General features: G+C 71.9%; 16 protein-coding genes. 8 read left to right on the top strand and 8 right to left on the bottom strand.

Features of this window, described 5'->3' with window-relative positions:
* Positions 1 to 125: 125 nt before the first annotated feature.
* The 3 genes from ACFYT4_RS23605 to ACFYT4_RS23595 all read left to right on the top strand — a co-directional run bounded on the left by ACFYT4_RS23605 (position 126) and on the right by ACFYT4_RS23595 (position 3714).
* Positions 126 to 650, top strand: coding sequence for a PadR family transcriptional regulator (locus tag ACFYT4_RS23605; protein ID WP_389272331.1), 525 nt, complete (start codon positions 126 to 128; stop codon positions 648 to 650).
* A complete protein-coding gene (locus tag ACFYT4_RS23600) occupies positions 647 to 1333 on the top strand; it encodes an ABC transporter ATP-binding protein (protein WP_389272328.1) in 687 nt (228 codons plus the stop codon). The genes ACFYT4_RS23605 and ACFYT4_RS23600 overlap by 4 nt, the downstream gene beginning before the upstream one ends.
* 89 nt (positions 1334 to 1422) lie before the next feature.
* Entirely contained in the window at positions 1423 to 3714 is a 2292-nt protein-coding gene (locus ACFYT4_RS23595) for an ABC transporter permease (protein WP_389272581.1), read from the top strand.
* A gap of 481 nt (positions 3715 to 4195) precedes the next feature.
* On the opposite strand, the gene ACFYT4_RS23590 is transcribed toward ACFYT4_RS23595, so the two are convergent.
* Entirely contained in the window at positions 4196 to 4603 is a 408-nt protein-coding gene (locus ACFYT4_RS23590; protein WP_389272325.1) for a RidA family protein, read from the bottom strand.
* A gap of 110 nt (positions 4604 to 4713) precedes the next feature.
* On the opposite strand from ACFYT4_RS23590, the gene ACFYT4_RS23585 reads away from it, so the two are divergent.
* On the top strand, positions 4714 to 5391 hold the full coding sequence (locus tag ACFYT4_RS23585) for a TetR/AcrR family transcriptional regulator (RefSeq protein WP_389272322.1): 678 nt from the start codon (positions 4714 to 4716) through the stop codon (positions 5389 to 5391).
* On the opposite strand, the gene ACFYT4_RS23580 is transcribed toward ACFYT4_RS23585, so the two are convergent.
* Positions 5388 to 6338: a hydrogen peroxide-inducible genes activator gene (locus ACFYT4_RS23580; protein ID WP_389272319.1), complete on the bottom strand. Its 951-nt coding sequence runs from the start codon at positions 6336 to 6338 to the stop codon at positions 5388 to 5390. The genes ACFYT4_RS23585 and ACFYT4_RS23580 overlap by 4 nt on opposite strands.
* A 224-nt stretch (positions 6339 to 6562) precedes the next feature.
* Here ACFYT4_RS23580 and ACFYT4_RS23575 point away from each other — a divergent pair, with 224 nt between their 5' ends.
* From ACFYT4_RS23575 to ACFYT4_RS23560, 4 genes are all read left to right on the top strand, one after another.
* Positions 6563 to 7609, top strand: a complete 1047-nt coding sequence (locus tag ACFYT4_RS23575) for an RNA polymerase subunit sigma-70 (protein ID WP_389272316.1) — start codon at positions 6563 to 6565, stop codon at positions 7607 to 7609.
* A gap of 115 nt (positions 7610 to 7724) precedes the next feature.
* Entirely contained in the window at positions 7725 to 8171 is a 447-nt protein-coding gene (locus ACFYT4_RS23570; RefSeq protein ID WP_389272313.1) for a hypothetical protein, read from the top strand.
* A 273-nt stretch (positions 8172 to 8444) separates the two neighbouring features.
* Entirely contained in the window at positions 8445 to 8999 is a 555-nt protein-coding gene (locus ACFYT4_RS23565) for a peroxiredoxin (protein WP_389272309.1), read from the top strand.
* A 2-nt stretch (positions 9000 to 9001) separates the two neighbouring features.
* A complete protein-coding gene (locus ACFYT4_RS23560; RefSeq protein ID WP_389272306.1) occupies positions 9002 to 9538 on the top strand; it encodes an alkyl hydroperoxide reductase in 537 nt (178 codons plus the stop codon).
* Positions 9539 to 9652: 114 nt separating this feature from the next.
* Here the strand turns inward: ACFYT4_RS23560 and ACFYT4_RS23555 are convergent, their stop codons facing one another.
* The 6 genes from ACFYT4_RS23555 to ACFYT4_RS23530 all read right to left on the bottom strand — a co-directional run bounded on the left by ACFYT4_RS23555 (position 9653) and on the right by ACFYT4_RS23530 (position 19812).
* Positions 9653 to 11140 carry a hypothetical protein gene (locus ACFYT4_RS23555; RefSeq protein WP_389272303.1) on the bottom strand — a complete coding sequence of 496 codons (1488 nt, stop codon included), beginning with the start codon at positions 11138 to 11140 and terminating at the stop codon, positions 9653 to 9655.
* A gap of 14 nt (positions 11141 to 11154) precedes the next feature.
* Positions 11155 to 14538 carry a PQQ-binding-like beta-propeller repeat protein gene (locus ACFYT4_RS23550; RefSeq protein WP_389272300.1) on the bottom strand — a complete coding sequence of 1128 codons (3384 nt, stop codon included), beginning with the start codon at positions 14536 to 14538 and terminating at the stop codon, positions 11155 to 11157.
* Between the two features lie 350 nt (positions 14539 to 14888).
* Positions 14889 to 15656, bottom strand: a complete 768-nt coding sequence (locus tag ACFYT4_RS23545) for a hypothetical protein (protein WP_389272297.1) — start codon at positions 15654 to 15656, stop codon at positions 14889 to 14891.
* Positions 15653 to 17218 (bottom strand): AI-2E family transporter, encoded by a 1566-nt coding sequence (locus ACFYT4_RS23540; RefSeq protein ID WP_389272293.1) that lies wholly within the window; start codon positions 17216 to 17218, stop codon positions 15653 to 15655. The genes ACFYT4_RS23545 and ACFYT4_RS23540 overlap by 4 nt, the downstream gene beginning before the upstream one ends.
* A gap of 160 nt (positions 17219 to 17378) precedes the next feature.
* Entirely contained in the window at positions 17379 to 18083 is a 705-nt protein-coding gene (locus ACFYT4_RS23535) for a transglycosylase SLT domain-containing protein (RefSeq protein WP_389272290.1), read from the bottom strand.
* Between the two features lie 406 nt (positions 18084 to 18489).
* Positions 18490 to 19812: a PhoH family protein gene (locus tag ACFYT4_RS23530; RefSeq protein ID WP_389272287.1), complete on the bottom strand. Its 1323-nt coding sequence runs from the start codon at positions 19810 to 19812 to the stop codon at positions 18490 to 18492.
* Between the last annotated feature and the right edge of the window lie 581 nt (positions 19813 to 20393).

The raw sequence follows: 20393 nt of genomic DNA, 5'->3' as shown, positions 1-20393 counted from the left end.
CGATCGGCGGGAACCCCGCGACGGGGCCGGAACGACAGCCGGGGACGGCGGCCGGGAGACGACCGGGACGACCGCGTCCCCGCAGGTATACACACGGTGTATACACACCGCGTATAGTCTCCGGCATGTCCATCGGTCACACACTCCTCGGCCTCCTCGAATCCGGCCCCCGCCACGGTTACGACCTCAAGCGGGCCTTCGACGAGAAGTTCGGTCACGACAAGCCCCTGCACTACGGGCAGGTCTACTCGACGATGTCCCGGCTCCTGAAGAACGGCCTCGTCGAGGTCGACGGCATCGAGGCGGGGGGCGGACCGGAGCGCAAGCGGTACGCGATCACCCAGGCCGGTGTCACCGATGTCGGGCGCTGGCTCGCCGCGCCCGAGAAGCCGGAGCCGTATCTCCAGTCGACCCTCTACACCAAGGTCGTCCTCGCCCTGCTCACCGACCGCGACGCGGGCGACCTCCTCGACGTCCAGCGCGCCGAGCATCTGCGGATGATGCGGACCCTCACCGAGCGCAAGCGGCACGGCGATCTCGCCGACCAGCTCATCTGCGACCACGCGCTGTTCCATCTGGAAGCCGATCTGCGCTGGCTGGAACTCACGGCCGCGCGCCTGGGAAAGCTCGCCCGGGAGGTGCGCGGATGACTCCCTCCGGTCCGCTGCTGATCGCCACGGAGCTGCGCAAGTCGTACGGAACGACCCCCGCGCTCGACGGTGCCGGGTTCTCGATCCGTCCGGGCGAGGTCGTCGCCGTCATGGGCCCCTCCGGCTCCGGCAAGTCCACGCTGCTGCACTGTCTCGCCGGGATCGTGACGCCCGACTCGGGCTCGATCACCTATCAGGGCCGGGAGATGGGCGCGATGAACGACGCCGAGCGCAGCGCGCTGCGCCGCAGCGAGTTCGGCTTCGTCTTCCAGTTCGGGCAGCTGGTGCCCGAACTGACCTGCGTCGAGAACGTCGCGCTGCCGCTGCGTCTGGGCGGCACCGGCCGCAAGGAGGCCGAGCGGGCCGCGCTGACCTGGATGCGGCGCCTGGAGGTCGACGATGTGGCGGACAAGCGGCCCGGCGAGGTCTCCGGCGGTCAGGGCCAGCGGGTGGCGGTCGCCCGTTCCCTGGTCACGGGCCCGCGGGTGCTGTTCGCCGACGAGCCGACCGGCGCCCTCGACTCCCTGAACGGCGAACGGGTGATGGAACTGCTGACGGAGGCCGCGCGCTCCACGAACGCGGCCGTCGTCCTGGTCACGCACGAGGCCCGGGTCGCCGCCTACTCCGACCGCGAGATCGTCGTACGCGACGGCAGGTCACGGGACATGGAGCGGACGGCGTGAGCGCCGGCACGCGCGTTCCGAGCCCGCCCGCCTCCCCCGTACACATCCCGCCCCCCGGGCGCGGTGGCGGCTGGACGCGGGATCTGGCCATGGGCGTCCGCTTCGTCGTCACGGGAGGGCGGGAGGGCTGGGTGCGCACCGTGCTCACCGCCGTCGGCGTCGGACTCGGGGTGTCCCTGCTGATGCTGACCACGGCGCTGCCGAGCGCGCTGGCGGAACGCAAGGAGCGGGAGGACGGCCGCAAGGACCTCACCTACGGCTCCGTCCCCATGGCGAGGGCGGACGACACCGTCGTCGTCGCCGATACGAGCACGGACTACCGTTCCCATGGGATCCGCGGGCGGCTGTTCCACCCCGAGGGCCCGCGCGCGCCGCTCCCGCCGGGGATCCCGGCGTACCCCGGCGACGGCGAGATGTACGTCTCGCCCGCCCTGGACCGGCTGCTGAGGTCCGGCGAGGGCGAGTTGCTGCGCGAGCGGCTGCCGTACCGGATCGCCGGCACCATCGCCGACGAGGGTCTCCAGGGGCCCCTGGAGCTCACCTACTACGCGGGACACCACGCCCTCGGCACGGCGGAGATCACGGCGGGCGCGGTCGAGCGGATCGACTTCTTCGGCACCACCGGCCCCCGTGCGCCGCTGGACCCGATCCTGATGCTCCTCGTCCTGGTCGTGCTCGTGGCACTGCTGATGCCGGTCGCGGTGTTCATCGCCACCGCGGTGCGCTTCGGGGGTGAGCGGCGCGACCGCAGGCTGGCCGCCCTGCGGCTGGTGGGCGCGGACGGCCGGATGACCCGCCGGATCGCGGCGGGCGAGGCGATGGCCGGGGCGCTGTTCGGGCTGCTGGTCGGGGCCGGGATCTTCCTGGTGGCCCGGCGGCTGGCGGGGCGGATCGAACTCTTCGGGATCAGTGTCTTCCCCGCCGATCTCACTCCGGCGCCCGCGCTGGTGGCGCTGGTGGCCGTGCTGGTTCCCGCCGCGGCCGTCGCGGTGACGCTGTTCGCGCTGCGCGGGGTCGTCATCGAGCCCCTCGGTGTGGTCCGTACGACCCGGCCGCGCCGCCGCCGGCTGTGGTGGCGGCTGCTGCTGCCGGTCCTCGGGCTGCTGCTGCTCGCCCCCATGATCGGCCAGGGTTCGTCCGGCGGGTACTTCAGCGAGAATCTGGTCGTCGGCGGCACGCTGCTGCTGCTCGTCGGGGTCACGGCGCTGCTGCCCTGGGTGGTGGAGGCGGTGGTGGCCCGGCTCGGCCCGGGTCCGGTGTCCTGGCAGCTCGCCGTACGCCGGCTCCAGCTGAGCAGCGGCACGGCGGCCCGGATGGTCAACGGCATCGCGGTCGCGGTGGCCGGTGCCATCGCCCTCCAGATGCTGTTCGCCGGCGTCGAGGACGACTACACGGAGCTGACGGGCCAGGATGTGTCGCGCGCTCAGATGCAGGTGTACGCGGACACGTCGGCGTCGCTCCGGGACATGGACCGCGGTCTGACCGCGACCAGGGGTGTCGAGCGGACCACCGCGCTCCGGGTGGGCGGTCTGGGCCGGGCGGCCCCCGAGGGCTCGCTGGAGCTCACGGTCGGCACCTGCGCGGCCCTGCGGGAGGTGGCCCGGCTGCCGTCCTGCCGGGAGGGGGACGTCTTCGTCGTCGGCGACGGGGAGACCGGCGACTACACCCGTGAGGAGGCGAGGCCCGGACGGACGCTGTACGTCGACCCGTCGACGTCCGAGGTCAAGGGCGCCGACGTGGCCTGGGTGATGCCCCAGGGCCTCAAGGTGGCCAAGGGGAGGGACGATCCGAGCGGTTACGCGCGCGGCGGGGTCCTCGCCACGCCGGGCGCCGTGCCGGCGGGCGCGGCGTCCGCGATGGCGGGCCGGATCTACATCGAGCTGGACCGGTCGGTCCCGGACGTCTACGACCTGGTGCGGAACACGGTGGCGAGGGCCGATGCGCTGACCGTTGCGCAGACGATGGAGGCGACCCGGGAGTCCGGGCGGTTCAAGGCCGTCCGTACCGGTCTCTTCGCGGGCGCGGCCTGTGTGCTGATGCTGATCGGGGCGAGCATCCTGGTCTCCCAGCTGGAGCAGCTGCGCGAGCGCAGGAAGCTGCTGTCCTCCCTGGTCGCCTTCGGTACGCGCCGCCGCACCCTGTGTCTGTCGGTGCTGTGGCAGGCGGCCCTGCCGATCGCGCTCGGTCTGGTGCTGGCGGTGCTGGTGGGCGTGACCCTGGGAGCGGTGCTGCTGAGCATGGTCGGGGTGCCGTTCCGCATCGACTGGGCGAGTGTCTTCGGGGTGACGGGGATCGCGGCGGGGGTCGTGCTCCTGGTGACGGCCCTCAGCATGCCGGCGCTGCTGAGGCTGATGCGGCCGGACGGTCTGCGTACGGAGTAGACGGAACCGGCACGGGTACGGATCCGCCTTCGTACGGGTACGGGACGGCCCCCGCCTCCGTACGGGCCCGCTTCCGTACCGGCCCGGGGTGCCCTCCGTCCGCGGCCGGCGGGCTCCGCACGGGTGGCTCGGATCCGGTCCGTGACCGCCTCGAACGGGGTGCCGTCGGCCCGGCGCGATGAGCAGAGGCGGCGGAAGCGCGTCGGCCCTCGCCCGGCGCGATGGGCGGGATACGACGGGCCGGCCCTCCGCGGCACCGTGGATCCCGAGGGCCGGCCCGCCGTGGGACGGCCCGGGCCTCCCCTGCCGTACCGCTTCATCCGGGAACACCCCGCGGTTCGCCTGCCGGTGATCGCGCCACCGGCCGCGCCGGTTGTCGCGCTTCGGTGGCGGCGGCTCCAGCACCGCCTACTCGTCATCGGTGCGGCCCCTCCGCCGAGCAGGCCCGGTACAACGCGCGCGCCAGGCCGGGGAGGTGCGGCTACGCGATGACCGCGGTGGCGTCGACCTCGACCAGGAGGTCCGGTTCCCCCAGGGCCGCGACGCCCAGCAGGGTGATCGGTTTGACCGGGTCGATGCCGAGTCTCGCCGCCGCGCGGCCCACCCCCTCGCCCAGCAGCGGCATCTTCTCGGGGCTCCAGTCGACGACGTAGACGGTCAGCTTCGCCACGTCGTCGAAGGAGCCGCCGATCCCGGCCAGGGCGGTGGCGACATTGAGATAGCACTGTTCGACCTGTGCGGCGAGGTCTCCTTCGCCCACGGGCCGGCCGTCGGCGTCGCGAGCGACCTGCCCCGCGAGGAACACCAGCTTCGATCCGGTGGCGACCGACAGCTGCCGGTAGACGTCGGGCTTCGGCAAGCCCTCGGGATTGACCAGCGTCACGGACATGAACGGCCTCTTCCTCTTGGCGTCTTCCTCTCGGCGTCTTCTCCTGGCGTCGAGGTCAACGGGACCAGCACTCCCATGAAAGCATAACGTTGCTATGTATTGTGGGGCCCATGGCGAGGACGAAGGATCCGGCGGTCCGCTCCCTGCTGCTCGACCGGGCCGCGCAGATGCTGAGGACGAGGCAGCCGGTCACGCTCCGCACCCTGGTCGCCGACACCGGCGTGTCGACGATGGCCGTCTACACCTACTTCGGCGGCATGGACGGCCTGTGGACAGCACTGCGACAGGAGGGCTTCATCCGCCTGGCCGCCAAACTCGCGGCCGTCGGGATGTCGGCGGACCCGGTGCGCGACCTCGCCGCCCTGGGGGCCGCCTACCTGTCCAACGCCCTGGAGAGCCCCGATCTCTACCGCGTCATGTTCGACGCGGGCTTCGGCCTCGAAGACGCCGGCGCCGCGGACGAGACCCTGCACTGTCTGGTCCGGGCCGTCGAACGGGCCAGGGCGACAGGCCGCTTCCGTGACGAGGTCGACTCACTGGAGCTGGCGACACAGAGCTGGACCATCGGTCACGGCCTCGCCTCACTCGTCGCCACGGGCCCCCTGCCGCACGAGACGCTCGCCCACGGCGTGCCCCTGCTGACCGCGCTGTTCACCAGCGCGGGAGACGAAGCCGGCCGATGCCGCCGTTCGGTCGAGCTCGGCTGGGGATGGACACCCCCGGCCGGACCCGCTTCCCCCGACCGAACCGACGGGACCCGGGACTCCCGCCCGGATCCCGGACCCTAGGGCGAGGCGGGCACCAGACGGACCGGGAGATCGATGAGGCGCGTGCGCAGGGCCTCCGCCAGCTCCTCGTACTCGGGGGCCCGCGCCGCGCCGGTGCGCATGGCCAGGGCGACCCGGCGGGTGGGGGCGGGCGGGGCGAAGTACCCGGTCCGCAGCCCGCCGCCGCGCGGGGTCTCCACGGCCACGGCGGTCTCCGGCAGCAGGGTCACCCCGAGCCCGCCCGCGACGAGTTGCACCAGCGTGGACAGCCCGGCGGCGCTCGTGCTCACGGGCGCGTCCCGCCGCCCGGCCTCACGGCAGACGTCCAGCGCCTGGTCCCGCAGACAGTGGCCCTCGTCGAGCAGCAGCAGCCGCAGCTCCCGCAGTTCCTCACGGGCGATCCCCCGCTGACCGCCGAGCGGGTGCCCCTCCGGAGTGACCAGGACGAAGTCCTCGTCGAACAGCGGAAGTTCGGTGACGCCCGGCATCCCGAGGGGCACGGCCAGCAGCAGCAGGTCCAGCCGCCCGGCCGCGAGGCCCTCCAGCAGGGAGGACGTCTGCTCCTCGTGCACCTGGAGGTCCAGCTCCGGGTAGGTGTCGTGGACCAGCCGCAGCACGGTGGGCAGGAGATAGGGCGCGACGGTCGGGATGACTCCGAGCCTGAGCACCCCGGTGAAGGGAGCGCGCAGCGCGTCGGCCTCCTCCATCAGCTCCCCGACCGCGTGCAGCACGGTCCGGGTGCGTTCCGCCAGCCGCTCCCCGGCCGGGGAGAGCAGCACCTTGCGGGTCGTACGCTCCACGAGCCGGACGCCGAGGGTCTCCTCCAGCGCGGACACGGCCCCGGAGAGCGCGGGCTGGCTCATCCCGATCGCCGCCGCCGCGTCACGGAAGTGCAGATGCTCGGCGACGGAGGCAAAGGCACGCAACTGCACAAGACTGGGCTGCTTCGCCCGGCTTATCCCAGCCATTGATATGCTCCTTCGATCACTGTGTCCGATTTTAATCCGTTCTGCCGTATCGCATGTCCGCCCGACGGCGATGGGGAACCGACGGCGGCCGGCCCGGCGTTCGGCCATCACCGCGGCCGTCCGCGCGGGCGAGGCAACGGGCGGCGGGGATCCTGGCGTCAGATCCTGTGGAGGGGCCCCGGCGAGGGGTTCCGGACGAACCCCGACGACGGAGGCGAGAGCGCATGGGCGGCTCGGGCGGTGGAGGCCGGGCGGTCGACGACTCCCTGGCGGCGGCGATCCGCGCGGGGGACGAGACCGCGTTCGCCGAACTCGCCGAGCGCTACCGGCACGAGCTGAGGGTGCACACCTACCGGATGCTCGGATCCTTCACCGACGCGGAGGACCTGGTGCAGGAGACACTGCTGCGGGCCTGGCGCAGACGGGAGACCTTCGAGGGCCGGTCGACGTTCCGGGCCTGGCTGTACCGGATCGCGACCAACGCCACCCTGGACTTCCTCTCCGGGCCCGCCCGCAGCCGTGAGGTCGCGATGGCGGTGGACAGCGCCGGCGGCCCGGCGGACTCCGCGCTCGCGGAGGTCACCTGGCTGGAGCCCTATCCCGACGCGCTCCTGGATCTGGCGTCCCCCGGCAGCGGTGAGCCGGACGCGGTGGTGATCGCCCGGGAGACCGTGGAGCTGGCGTTCCTGGCGGCGATCCAGCATCTGCCGCCCCGGCAGCGGGCGGTGCTGATCCTCCGCGACGTCGTCGGCCGCCCCGCGCGGGAGACGGCCGACGATCTGGACATGACGGTCGCCTCGGTCAAGAGCGCGCTCCAGCGGGCCCGCGCGACCCTGCGGGAGCAGTTGCCCGAGCGCCGCTCGGAATGGGGCGCCGCCACCACCCCCAGCGCGGCCGAGCGCTCGCTCCTCCAGCGCTACATCACCGCCTCGCAGAAAGGGGATCTGTCGGAGCTGACGGAGCTGCTGCGCGAGCACGCCCGCCAGACCATGCCGCCCGCGCACCTGGTGTTCCAGGGGCGCGCGGCCATCCTGGACATGTGGCGTCCGGTCCTGGAGGGCGAGGAGGCGTGGGGCACCTGGCACTCCGTACCGCTGGCGGTCAACCGCCAGCCCGCCGTGGCGAACTACGTCCGCCGCCCCGGCGAGGAGGTCTTCACCGCGGTCAACATCGACGTCCTGCGCGTCGAGGGCGACCGGATCGCCGAGATCACCACATTCGGCCCCGAGCTGCTCCCCGCGTTCGGCCTGGGCCTCACCGTCCGGGACTGAACACAGCCGTGTGACCCAGGTCACTTCGGCTCGCCGATTCCTTTCGCCGCGACCGCCCGTCATACGGGCGCCGTCGCAGCGACGGCGACCACAGCACACAGGAGCGGAGCACGCCATGACCGAGAACACCGCCACCAGCGCCCCCCAGCCCGACGAGCACGTCCGGCGGCTGGACCGCCTCATCGGCTCGTGGCGGGTGACCGGAGGCACCGAGGGCACCGTCACCTACCGCTGGCTGGAGGGCGGCTTCTTCCTGCTCCAGGACATCGACATGGAGCAGTACGGCGAGCGGGTGACCGGCTTCGAGGTCATCGGCCGCGAGAAGCTGTTCGGCGCGGACAAGCCCGGCGAGGACATCAAGTCCCGCTTCTACGACAGCCAGGGCAACACCTTCGACTACGTCTACGAACTCGAAGACGACACCCTCACGATCTGGGGCGGCGAGAAGGGGTCCCCGGCGTACTTCCGGGGCACGTTCAGCGCGGACGGCGACGTACTGTCCGGGAGCTGGGTCTACCCGGGCGGCGGCGGCTACGACTCGGTCATGACCCGCGTCAAGTAATCCCCCGGCGATACCCGCCACCCCCGCCGGCAGCGCCCTCCGCCGCCGGTGGACCGTGGAGACGTGACCCCGCCGCCCGCCGCGCGCCCCTTCAGCGCGGCGGGCGCGGCGGGCCCACGGCATGCCGGAGAGGCGCGCCGGAGCCCCGTCCCGCCACCCCTTCACGATTGATCGGACCATCGGATCACACTGACCCGATTGATCGATTTCACCCGTGATCGCCGATATGACATGGTGCATTTGTCCAAACCCTCAGCACCCTGGAGTAACACCGTGCTCACTGTCGGCGACCAGTTCCCCACCTTCGAGCTCACTGCCTGCGTCTCCCTGGAGAGCGGCAAGGAGTTCGAGGTCATCGACCACAAGTCCTACGAGGGCAAGTGGAAGGTCGTCTTCGCCTGGCCGAAGGACTTCACCTTCGTCTGCCCCACCGAGATCGCCGCCTTCGGCAAGCTGAACGACGAGTTCGCCGACCGTGACGCGCAGATCCTCGGCTTCTCGGGCGACTCGGAGTTCGTGCACCACGCCTGGCGCAAGGACCACGCGGACCTGCGCGACCTGCCCTTCCCGATGATGGCGGACTCGAAGCACGAGCTGATGCGCGAGCTCGGGATCGAGGGCGAGGACGGCTTCGCCCAGCGCGCGGTGTTCATCGTGGACCCGAACAACGAGATCCAGTTCACCATGGTGACCGCGGGCTCCGTCGGCCGTAACCCCAAGGAGGTCCTGCGGGTCCTCGACGCGCTCCAGACCGACGAGCTGTGCCCGTGCAACTGGAGCAAGGGCGAGAACACCCTGGACCCGGTCGCCCTGCTGGCGGGTGAGTGACCGTGTCGCTCGACAGCCTGAAGTCCGCCATACCGGACTACGCCAAGGACCTGAAGCTCAACCTCGGCTCGGTCATCGGCAACAACGACAAGCTCACGCAGCAGCAGCTGTGGGGGACGGTCCTCGCCACCGCGATCGCCTCGCGCAGCGCCCTCGCGCTACGTGAGCTGGAGCCGGAGGCCAGGGCCAACCTCGCCCCGGAGGCGTACACCGCCGCCAAGTCGGCCGCCGCGGTCATGGCGATGAACAACGTCTTCTACCGGACCCGGCATCTGCTCTCCGACCCTGAGTACGGGACGCTGCGCGCCGGTCTGCGGATGAACGTCATCGGCAACCCGGGTGTGGAGAAGGTCGACTTCGAGCTGTGGTCGCTCGCCGTCTCCGCCGTCAACGGCTGCGGACAGTGCCTCGACTCGCACGAGCAGGTGCTCCGCAAGGCCGGGATGGACCGCGAGACGATCCAGGAGGCGTTCAAGATCGCCGCCGTCGTCCAGGCGGTCGGCGCGACCCTCGACGCCGAGGCCGCGCTCGCCGGCTGACCACCGCCCGGCGCGGCGTCCGGTTCCTCACCCGGCGATGCGTCCGGTTCACCGGTCGGAGCAGTGGGAAGGGCCCGTACGGCAGTTGCCGTACGGGCCCTTCCGCGTACGCGCTCAGGACGACAGGAGCCTGCCCGCCGCCAGCACCGACGCCACCGTCCCGCCCACCACGACGCCGGACGCGGCGATCAGCGGAATCCTCAGCGCCCAGGCCCGCAGGCCCGGCGAGCGGGAGATCCGGTCGAGCAGCGCGTCCCGGCCGCGCAGGACCACGAGACCGACGGCGGTCAGCGTCAGCGCCATCCCCGCGCCGAACGCCGCCACCATGGCGAGGGCGATGACGACCTTGCCGGTCAGCAGTCCCGTCAGCAGGACCAGGAAGGCCGACGGCGACGGCAGCAGACCGCCCGACGCTCCGAGGACCAGCAGGCCGCGCCAGGTCAGCAGCGACGGGGCGTCGGGGATGTGGTGGCTGTGCCCGTGGTCGCCGTGGGTGTGGTCGTGCGCAGGGCCGTGGGCGCCGTCGTGACCGTGACCGGACCCATGGCCGGGCCCGTCGTGGTGGTGGTCGTGGCCATGGACGGCGTGGTCGCGGCCCGGCGCGCCGGCGGCTCCGCCTCCCACCCTCGCGGCGGCCGGGACATGGGTGCGGGCACGGGTGGGCGCATGACCGGAGGGGGAGCCGTCGCGACGGCTGGGCACATCACCGTGCCCGTGCCCGTGTCCATTGCTGTGACCAGGACCATGGCTGTGACCGTGACCGTGCGCGGTCCGCTGCTTCAGATGTCTGCGCAGCAGACTCACCCCGACCCCCGCCACCACCAGCGCGGCCAGCAGTTGCAGCCACCCCGTCAGCGCCTCGATGTCCGGTGCGCCGGTCGCGGCCAGCCACCAGCCCACCGCGAGGACGGCGACCGAGAACGTGTGCATCACCGCCACGATCCCGCCCAGCCACACCGCGTCCCGCGGACGGCCCCGGCCGCCCACCAGATACCCGGCGGCCAGCGACTTGCCGTGGCCGGGGGCACAGGCGTGCAGCGCCCCCACCGCCGCCGAGATCAGCAGCGCCACCGGGAGGGCGGCCTCATGGTCGAGCAGGGCGGTCAGATCGGTGGTCCAGGCCCAGGCCCCGCCGTCCGGAGCGCCGTCTCCCGCGTCCGGCGCCGACCCCAGGTCCAGCGTCCGGGTCGGCTCCCCCGCCGTGTGCAGTCCCCCGCCGCCCGTGTCCGTCACGGACAGCGTGCGGTAGGCGGAATCGACGTCCGTGAGCGCGGTGACGGTCAGGTCGATCCGCTCCACGGGCTCCGGGCAGCCGAACCTCAGCTCCAGCCCCTCCTCGCGCTCCACCGGGCAGGGCCGGCCGTCCTGGCGTACGACGACATGGGAGCGCAGATAGCCCGCCGGCTGCTTCCTCAGCACGGCGACGTCGTCCGCCTGCGCGGACCAGACCGCGTCGACGGTGGTACCGGTCGCCTCGATCCGTACGACAGGGGGTGTACCGAAGGGGTGCGCGGGCTGCGCCTGCGCCGCCCCCGCGCTGCCGGACAGCAGCGCGGAGACGGCGGTCAGGACGAGCAGCACCCCGGCGCGCAGTGATCGCACGGTGGTGCCGCCTCTCAGTACCGGCGTGCGGCCAGCGCGTGGACCGTGCCGTCGTCCGTGAGGGCGAAGACGCGGTCACCGCTGATGGAGAGCGCCGAGGCGACGCCCGCACCGAGGTCGTAGGAGGCGACCTGCTTCCCGGTGGCGCGGTTCAGGACGAGGAGCCGTCCGTCCCAGGTGCCCACGTACAGGTGGGTCTTCGTCGCCAGCGGGTGCATGGTGGGCGAGCCCTCGCCCGCCGTCGAGCAGCCGGAGGCCACCCGCCACTTGTCGTCCAGCGGGCTCTCACCGGGGAGGTGGCCCGCCTTGGTCTCCCACAGCGGCCGTGCCGGGTCGGACGCGCCGGTGTCGTACGCGCGCACGACTCCGTCACGGCCCGCGACATACGCGACCGAGCCCCACGTGGCCGGGCTGGTGAGCGGGGCGCGCCCCGGCTCGCAGACGCTGCCGCCGCCGAGCTTGGACTCCCAGGTCACCGCGCCGGTCTTCGGGTCGTGGCCGCGCGTGCCCCAGGCGGTGTGGGTGACGAGCTGCGCCGGACCGGAGGCCGGGTCGGTGAGCGCGGGCGAGGAGTGGCTGTCGATGTCGCCCGCGGTGTCCTTCACCCACAGCTGCTTGCACGTCGTGAGGTCCATGGCGAGGACCGTGTTGCTCGACGAGGAGTGCAGGTAGGCGGTGTTGGAGCCGGGCTCGCGGATCGCCGTGCTGTGGGTCTGGCCCCACGAGGCCGCGGCGCCGAAGCCGCCGGGCAGCAGGGTGCCGGTGGCGGCGTCACGGCAGCGGATCGTGTTCCAGTCCTGGTAGACCGCGACCTTGCGCTTGTCCTGGCCGGAGTCGGCGGCCACGTCGAAGACGCTGACCGGACCGCCCGCGCGGCCGTAGCGGCGCACGGTGTCGCCCGCCTTGTTCTCGCGGTCGATGGACTCCCACACGACCTTGCCGGTCGTGACGTCGAGTGCGTACACCCGGCCGACGCCGGTGGTCAGATAGACCGTTCCGCCGTTCACGGTGGGCGCGGACTCGGCGTCGCCGTCGAGGTAGGTGCGCCACAGCTCGCGCCCGGACGCGATGTCGTAGGCGAGCATCATGCTGTACGGCGAGTCGAACGCGCGGGACGAGACGATGAGCCTGCCGTCCTGGACGACGGAGCCGTTCAGGTTGAACTGCTCACCGGTGTGCTGCGTCCACTTCAGGTCGAGCTGGGCGCCCGGGTCGTCGGCGCTCGCGGAGCGGCCGGCCTCGTCGCCGCCCTGGCGCAGCCAGTCCTGCCCGTCGCGCACCTTCTCCAGGTCCTTGTCGGGCACGACACGGAAGGTGGACTTCTGGCGCGGGAACTCCTTGCCCCGGGTGTCGAAGACGCGTACCTCGGCGCTGTACGTGCCGGGGCGCAGCCCCTTCAGCTCTCCGCCGGCACGGGTCCAGGCGCCGCGGGCCTCGGGGCAGGGCTCGGCCTCGCCGCCGGGTGCGGTGTAGCAGTTCTCGCGGCCGGTCCTGGCCGCGTTCTTGCCGAAGGTGACGTTCTCGGTCCTGACGACCTTGTCGCGCCAGTCCTTGACGGTGACGGTCGCCTTCTTCGGCGTACGGCCGTCGTCCTCCGCGTAGACCTCGACGGGTACCCGGGCCTTGGCGCCGTGGACGCTGCCCTTGGCGGGGCTGACGAGGGCGGAGTCGTCGTCGACCTCGAACTGGCGGTGGATGCCGGACACATACCCGGTGTCCTCGTTCTTGCGGGTCTTCGGGTCGTCGGTGATCCCGCTGAAGTCGAGGACCTTGTAGTCGGGGCGGGCGCCGTCGATGCCGTAGGTGCCCTGGTTGTTGACCTCGACGGACCGCTTGAACGCGCCACGCCGGAACTCGGACTGCTGGTTGTGGCCCGCGGCCACCATCCGCACGTCGTACTTGGCGAGTTCGTCGATCGTGGGCTGCATGCCCGCGCCGGGGCCCCACTGGGTGAACAGGGAGCGGTGCGCGAAGACGAAGACCTGCTTGCCGACGGCATTGCGGGCGAGGTCGCGCTTCAGCCATTCGAGCTGCGGCTTGAGCCCGCTGGCGTCGTAGTTGTCCTCCAGGACGACGATGTGGCGGCCGTTGCGGTCGAAGCTGTACCACTCGGGGCCGAGGTTGCGCCGCCAGTACTCCATGCTGCCGGCGTAGCCCTTGGACACGGCGGTGCCGCCGAAGTCGTGGTTGCCGATCACCGGGTAGAAGGGGTGGCCGAGCCCGCCCTCCTCCAGTCCCTTGCTGAAGATGTCGTAACCGGCCTGACGGCGGGGTTCGGCGGCGTAGTCGGTGACGGTGAGGTCGCCGGTCGAGATCTGCATGGTCGCGCCGTCGACCTCGGACATGGCCTCGACCTGTCCGGTCCAGCGCGGCAGGGCGCGCTTGCCCTCGGCGTCGTCGCGGTTGCCGACCTCCATGTCGGAGCTCATGACCCACTTCTCGGTGGGGTTCTTGGCGTTGCGGTCGGGTACGAGCGCGAAGTCGACGCCGGTGGCGCCGTCCTCGGGGACCTTCTGGAAGAAGGCCGGGATGTAGTCCTCGCGCAGCACGGGTGTGTACCCGTCCGGGGAGACGATGTGGACGAGGTCGGTCTCGCGCCGCTTGGGGTCGATGTCCATGGCGTACGAGCCGTCGGAGCGGGTGGTGGCCCAGACGGCGCCGTCGGTCACGTCGACACCGGGCATGGGGCGCTCGCCCTTGTCCCGCTTGCCGTTGCCGTTGGCGTCCTTGAAGACCGTGCCCTTGACGTTGACCGTGGCCGTCTCCGGGCCGTCGGCGGCGAAGGCGGCCTGGGGCGCCAGCGAGGCGATGGCCACGGCGCCGGCGGTGGCGAGCTTGAAGCGGCGTGCACCGCGGCCGCCGGTGCGCATCCCGCGGACGAGGGCGGGCAGCCGCCAGGCGGCGAGCACCAGCACGGCACCGGCGGCGGTGACGAGCGCGACGGTCGCCCAGGGGAACGCGGGCAGGGCGTGCACGCCCCGGACGTCGACGAGCGGGGTGGCGGCCGTGGCGTCGACGGTGGTGCCGTCGAACTCGGTGACGACCTGCGTCAGTCCGCCCTCGGCGAGCAGCGCGGACAGATCGAGGGAGTCGACCTGGCAGCTCCAGGCCAGTTCGACGACGACACCGCCGGGGATGCCGCCGTTGTCGCCGGGGACGCCCGCGCCGGTGGCGGGGCAGCCGGCGGAGAGCAGTCCGGCGGCCCAGGCGCCGGCCTGCACGGGGGACACGACGTCCTTGTGGACGACGAGACGGCCGCTGGTGACCGTCTCACCGGTGGCGACGACGAGTTCGGCGTGCTCGCGCGACACATGCGCCGCCGCCGGCTGGGCGCCTGTGCCCAGCATGAGGAACAGCAGGCCGAGACAGAGCCCGGCCGCTGTATTTATGCGTTTCATACGACCGGACGCTAGCCAGGCACAGCTTCTTTCCGGCCACGATCGAATCGTTCTTCATCGGCCGGACCGGAAGTGTTCAATCCGGATACCGGGATGTCACTTCGGGGGCGTTCGCGCGGCTCGTACCCACGTCACCGCGTACGCAGGATTCCCTACGGTATCCACCGGTCCGGGACAGGCCGTCCGGTCAACGGCCGGCGCGGAACCGCCGAGCGGAACCGCCCGCCGGGAGCGGCCGGGCCGGACCCGGTCGCCCGGGGGGACCTTCGGTTCCGCGGGACACGCGGGCCGGTCGGCGGTCCCGCGGGCCGGGGACTCACCGGGCGGGCGCATCACCGGCCGATGCTCCGTCAGCTCTTGAGCTTCTTCATCAGCGCCCGCATGTCCTCGATGACATGGGACCTCGTCTCCGCGGCCCCCGCGGCCCGCGACGCCTCGCCGTTCCCTGCGTCACCGGGGTCGAAGACCACGGTGAGGACGGCCTGACCGTCCAGGACGTGGAACGTGGGCACGCCGTAGCTGATGACGACATAGGCGCGCTCCCCCAGGCCGTCGAGCCTCGTCACCGTGGAGTCCTCACCCCCGTACATGTTCTCCGACGCGGCGTTCGCGGTGAACTCCGGGCCGGGGTCGGTCTTCTTGTGCAGGGTGTAGCGGACGAACGCGCTCGCCTCGGGGTTCCCCGCCGGAGCCGAGCCGGACCGCAGGAAGCTGACCGAGCAGACCGCCCGTTCCAGGGCCCGGTCCTCGTACACATCGGACTGCGGTGTCTGGACCTTGCCGTAGGCCGCCCGCAGCGACTTCAGTTCCGCGTCCAGACAGAGATTGCGGCTGGTGCGGTACGTCCCGGTGTCGGGGTCGTGGTTCCCGTACACCTCGTACGCGTACAGCCCGCCCGCCCACAGGGCCGAGGCCGCCGCCGCTCCCCCGAGCCCCCACAGCCACGCCCGCAGCGGCGGGCGCTCACGGGGCGGCTTCTCCTCGTCGTCCGGGAACAGCGGCTCCGGCGCGGACTCCCCGGGGCCGGCGGGCCCGCGCGGGCCGGGGACGTCCGGCCGGAACGCCGATGGCCGGGGCGACGGGTCACCGTCGTCGACGAGTTCGGGCTCGGAGATCACTCTTCCTCCTGGGCGGTCCGGGCGGGTGCCACGGCGGGGCCGCGCGGCGCCGCCGGGGACGCGCCGACCGCGGTCGCGCCGTGCGGCGGGGCCGTGTCGCGCGTCGCCTGTTCCTTGCCGTACGCCCGCAGATATCCGACGACGGTGTTGGTGACCGCCACCAGCGGAACCGCCACCACCGCGCCGCCGATCCCGGCCGTGAGACCACCCGCGGCGACCGCGAGGACCACGGCGAGCGGATGGACGCGCACCGCGCGCCCGAGGATGAAGGGCTGGAGGACATGGCCCTCGATCTGCTGCACGGCGAGCACCACGACCAGCACCATCAGTGCGGTGAACGGGCCCTGGGTGACCAGCGCGACGACGACGGCGAGCGCGCCCGAGATGACCGCGCCGACCAGCGGGATGAAGGCGAAGAGGAAGATGAAGACGGCGAGGGGCACGGCCATCGGAACGTCGAGGAAATAGATGCCGAGACCGATGAAGATCGCGTCGATCAGGGCCACTATCACCGTGCCGCGCACATAGGCGGTCAGGGTGCGCCAGGCGCGCGGCCCCGCCCCGGCGACGCCGTCGCGCGCCTGCGCCGGAACGAGTTTGAGGACCCACTGCCAGATGCGCTTCCCGTCGTACAGCAGGAAGAGCGTGGAGAACATCGCGAGCAGTATCCCGGTGAGGACCTCCACCATCACGGTCACGCCCTGGAGGCCCGCCGAGGTGATCTCCTCGGTGTTGGTGCCGATGGTCTCGCTGAGGTTCTCGGCGATGTCGTTGATCTGACTCTCGGTCACATGGAACGGGCTGTCCAGCGCCCAGCGCTTCAGCTCGTCGATACCGTCCCTGACCCGGTCGGAGAGATTGTCGAGGTTCTCCATGACCTGCCAGACGACGAACCAGCCGACCAGGCCCATGATGACGAATCCGGCGACCGCGGTGACCGCGGTGGCGAGCCCGCGCGGCATGCCGAGGCGCCGGAGGCGGGCCACGGTCGGCTGGAGCAGCGCGGTGATCAGCAGCGCGGAGGTGAAGGCGAGGACCACGAGCCGCACTTCGCTGATGACCCGTGTCAGCACCCAGAGCGTGCCCGCCAGGACGAGCAGCCGCCAGCCCGCCTCGGCCGCGACCCGCATGCCCCACGGGATCGCCGAGACGGGGTCGGGCCTGGCCGCGACGGCGGGGGCGTACGAGGGAGGCGCGGGGACGCTGTCCGCGCGGGCGCTGCGGCCGGGCCCGGCAGGGGCGGCGACGGCCGCGGGGTCGGCCCGGGGCCCGGGTGCGGACGCCGAGCCGGGCTCAGGGTCCGGAGCGGGACCGGGACCCCTCTCAGGGTCCGGAGCGGGGCCGGGCCGAGGGCCCGAGTCGGAGTCGGAGTCGGTGCGGTCGGCTTCGGACCGGGTTCCGGCGGGCGCGGACCGGGCCCCGGCTCCGGTGCTGTGTCCGCCGTCCTTGTCACGCGGGTCGCCGCCGTCGTCCGTGTCCTCGTCACCGCGCTCCTCCAGGCGCTCGGACAAGCGTGTGAGCCCGGCGCCCAGCCCCGCGAGCCACCCCGGCAGTCTCGACATGATGCTTCCTCTTCCCCCCATGACTCCCCCCGGGACTCCGGGACCGACGACGGTACAACACACGACGGAGCCCCTCACCGTATGGACGGTGAGGGGCTCCGTGAAGTTGAGCGTCGGCCGGTTCCGGTACGTGTTACCGGAACCGGTGTCGCAACACGCCCTAGTACCAGCGGTTGGCCTGCCAGAACGACCAGGCGCCGCAGGGGCTGTCGTACCGGCTGTTCATGTACTTGAGACCCCACTTGATCTGGGTCGCCGGGTTGGTCCGCCAGTCGGCGCCCGCCGACGACATCTTCGAACCCGGCAGCGCCTGGACGAGTCCGTAGGCGCCGGAGGAGGGGTTCTGTGCCGTGTAGCGCCAGCCCGACTCGCGCTCCACGATGTTGCTGAAGCACTGGAACTGGTCGGCGGGGATCATCTGCCGGGCCATGCTCTTGACCTCGGCGATGGTGTAGGACCCCTTCGCGGGGAAGCTGGAGGCGTCGCGCCCGCCCCCGGAGGCACGGCTGGCGCGCTCCTTGGCCGCCTTGGCCTCGCGCTCCTTCTTGGCCTTCGCCTCGGCGGCGGCCTTCTTCTCCCCGGCGGTCTTCGCCGCCTGGATCCGGGCCGCTTCCTCGGCCGACTTCTGGGCCGTCGATTCGGCGGCGGCGGCCTGTGCGCCGGCCTGCTCGGCCAGTGACAGGGACTGCACCTGGGCCATCTGGCCCAGCGGTATGTCCGCGAGGAGGGTCGCGTCGGAAGCGGCTGCCTCAAGGTTGTCACCCGAGGACTGGGGGTCGCCCGAGGCAACGCCCACAACGGCTCCGACGGTGGTGACCGCGGTGGCGGACGCCACGGCGAATCCCCGGACCGAGATCCGGCTCACACGGTTTCCTTCCAGCATCACCCGCACAGGTGACCCCGCGGGCGAATCGTGCCCCTGGCGCTGGCCTCCCACTGCTTGGGTCACAGGAGGCGCGGGCCCGTGGCCGGCATCCCTTGCGGGAGCGGCCGGTGAAGCTCGCGGGCGGCAACACGACGGCGGTTTTTGAGTTGTGGGTGGTGCGGTGCACCACGGGTGGTGCGTATGTGTCGTGTGCGGGGCCTGACGGAAGCAAGACTTTGCCGGACCGGGACGCCGCAAGGCAATTATTCATTGCGTGTGAAAGCTCACACGCAGTTTGCCCCGGGGTTTTCATGGAATGAGCCGCACAACAGGACGCCGCCCCGCTAGAGTCATGCGCTTTGCCGGGGCGGCGTCACCTGCTTTTTGTGCAAACGGCCCAGATACGTCAGATCTGGCCGTCCTCCAGCATTTCGGTCACCAGCGCGGCGATCTGCGAGCGCTCGGAGCGGGTGAGGGTGACATGCGCGAAGAGCGGATGCCCCTTCAGCTTCTCAACGACGGCGACCACTCCGTCGTACCGGCCGACACGCAGATTGTCCCGCTGGGCCACATCGTGGGTCAGAACGACCCGGGAACTGGCCCCGATCCGGGACAGCACCGTCAGCAGGACGTTCCGCTCCAGCGACTGCGCCTCGTCGACGATGACGAACGCGTCGTGGAGCGAGCGGCCCCGGATATGGGTGAGCGGCAGGACTTCGAGCATGCCGCGCCCGAGGACCTCCTCGATCACATCGCGGCCCGCGACCGCCGAGAGGGTGTCGAAGACGGCCTGGGCCCAGGGGCTCATCTTCTCGGCCTCGGTGCCGGGCAGATAGCCCAGCTCCTGCCCGCCCACCGCGTACAGCGGACGGAAGACCATCACCTTCTGGTGCTGCCGGCGCTCCAGGACGGCTTCCAGCCCGGCGCAGAGCGCCAGCGCCGACTTGCCGGTGCCGGCCCGGCCGCCCAGCGAGACGATCCCGACCTCCTGGTCCAGCAGCAGGTCGAGGGCGATGCGCTGCTCGGCGCTGCGGCCGTGGATGCCGAACGCCTCACGGTCGCCGCGCACCAGCCGTACATTGCCCTCGGCCGTGATCCTGCCGAGCGCCTTGCCGCGCTCGGACTGGAGGACCAGTCCGGTGTGCACGGGCAGCTCGGCGGCCTCGGGGACGAACAGCGTCTCCTCGCTGTAGAGGAGGTCGACCTGTTCGGCCGAGAGCGGCAGATCGGCCATACCGGTCCAGCCGGAGTCGGTGATGGCCAGTTCCGCCCGGTACTCCTCGGCCAGCAGACCGACCGAGGACGCCTTGATGCGCAGGGGCAGGTCCTTGGAGACGACGGTGACGTCGTACCCCTCGGCCTGGAGATTTCTCGCCACCGCCAGGATCCGTGAGTCGTTGTCCCCCAGCCGGAAGCCGGCGGGGAGAACCCCGGGGTCGGAGTGGTTCAGCTCGACCCGGAGGCTGCCGCCCAGGTCGCCCAGGGGGATGGGTGCGTCGAGGCGTCCGTACCGGATGCGGAAGTCGTCCAGCAGGCGCAGTGCCTGGCGGGCGAAGTAACCCAGTTCCGGATGGTGCCTCTTGGCCTCCAGCTCCGTGATGACCACGATCGGGAGCACCACTTCGTGCTCGTCGAATCGGGTCGGGGCGTTCGGATCGGCCAGCAGGACGCTGGTGTCGAGAACGTAAGTGCGCCTGTCGGGCATCCGGCGCTTAGTGCTGCTGTTCACCACGGAAGGACGTACCCCCTCGGAAGAGGTCGACGGACCGATGCCGTCGCGGGCCAGGGCCCCCGCCGAGGACGGGCGGGGAATCCTCCCCGCCCGAGGCGGGAGGGGAGCCGGGCTTCGGGCCGCAGTGCACGGGCCGAGCTCCGGCCCTCCTCGCGGTCCGCACGGCAGGTGCGTTCCTTCGTGTGCAAAGGGCCTCCCGGGTGGGCGGTAGGGCCGCCCACTGAGATACGACGTTCGTGGATCGGACGTCGACCTGGAAGGGATATTCCCTCGAACACCCGCCGCCATGCCATGTCACAGGACGACGGATGGATGAACGGAGGGTGATGTCCTGTGGTGAGAGCCTCCGTGTCCCCCTCCCGGGCCCTCCCGGGACGCCCTGCGGACCCCTCGCCGCGGCCCGTGGGAAGGCCCCTCCCCAACCCCGCTCCAAGCCTCCGGACCCTTGCGGGGACCGGGTTCCGCGGCCGGAGCCGGGACCGGGGCCTAGGGCGTGTATCGAAAGTAGCGCCGTCCGCCCGGAGGGCGGGGCCTGCGGCGTCCGGTGCGTGCAATCGCAAGGCGGAGGGTCGCCCTCG

Origin of the sequence: Streptomyces sp. NPDC004609 (genome assembly GCF_042873655.1) — a bacterium.
GTDB lineage: Bacteria > Actinomycetota > Actinomycetes > Streptomycetales > Streptomycetaceae > Streptomyces.
The sequence above is the reverse complement of the archived record's forward strand: the minus strand, read 5'-3'. Positions and strand labels throughout refer to the sequence as shown.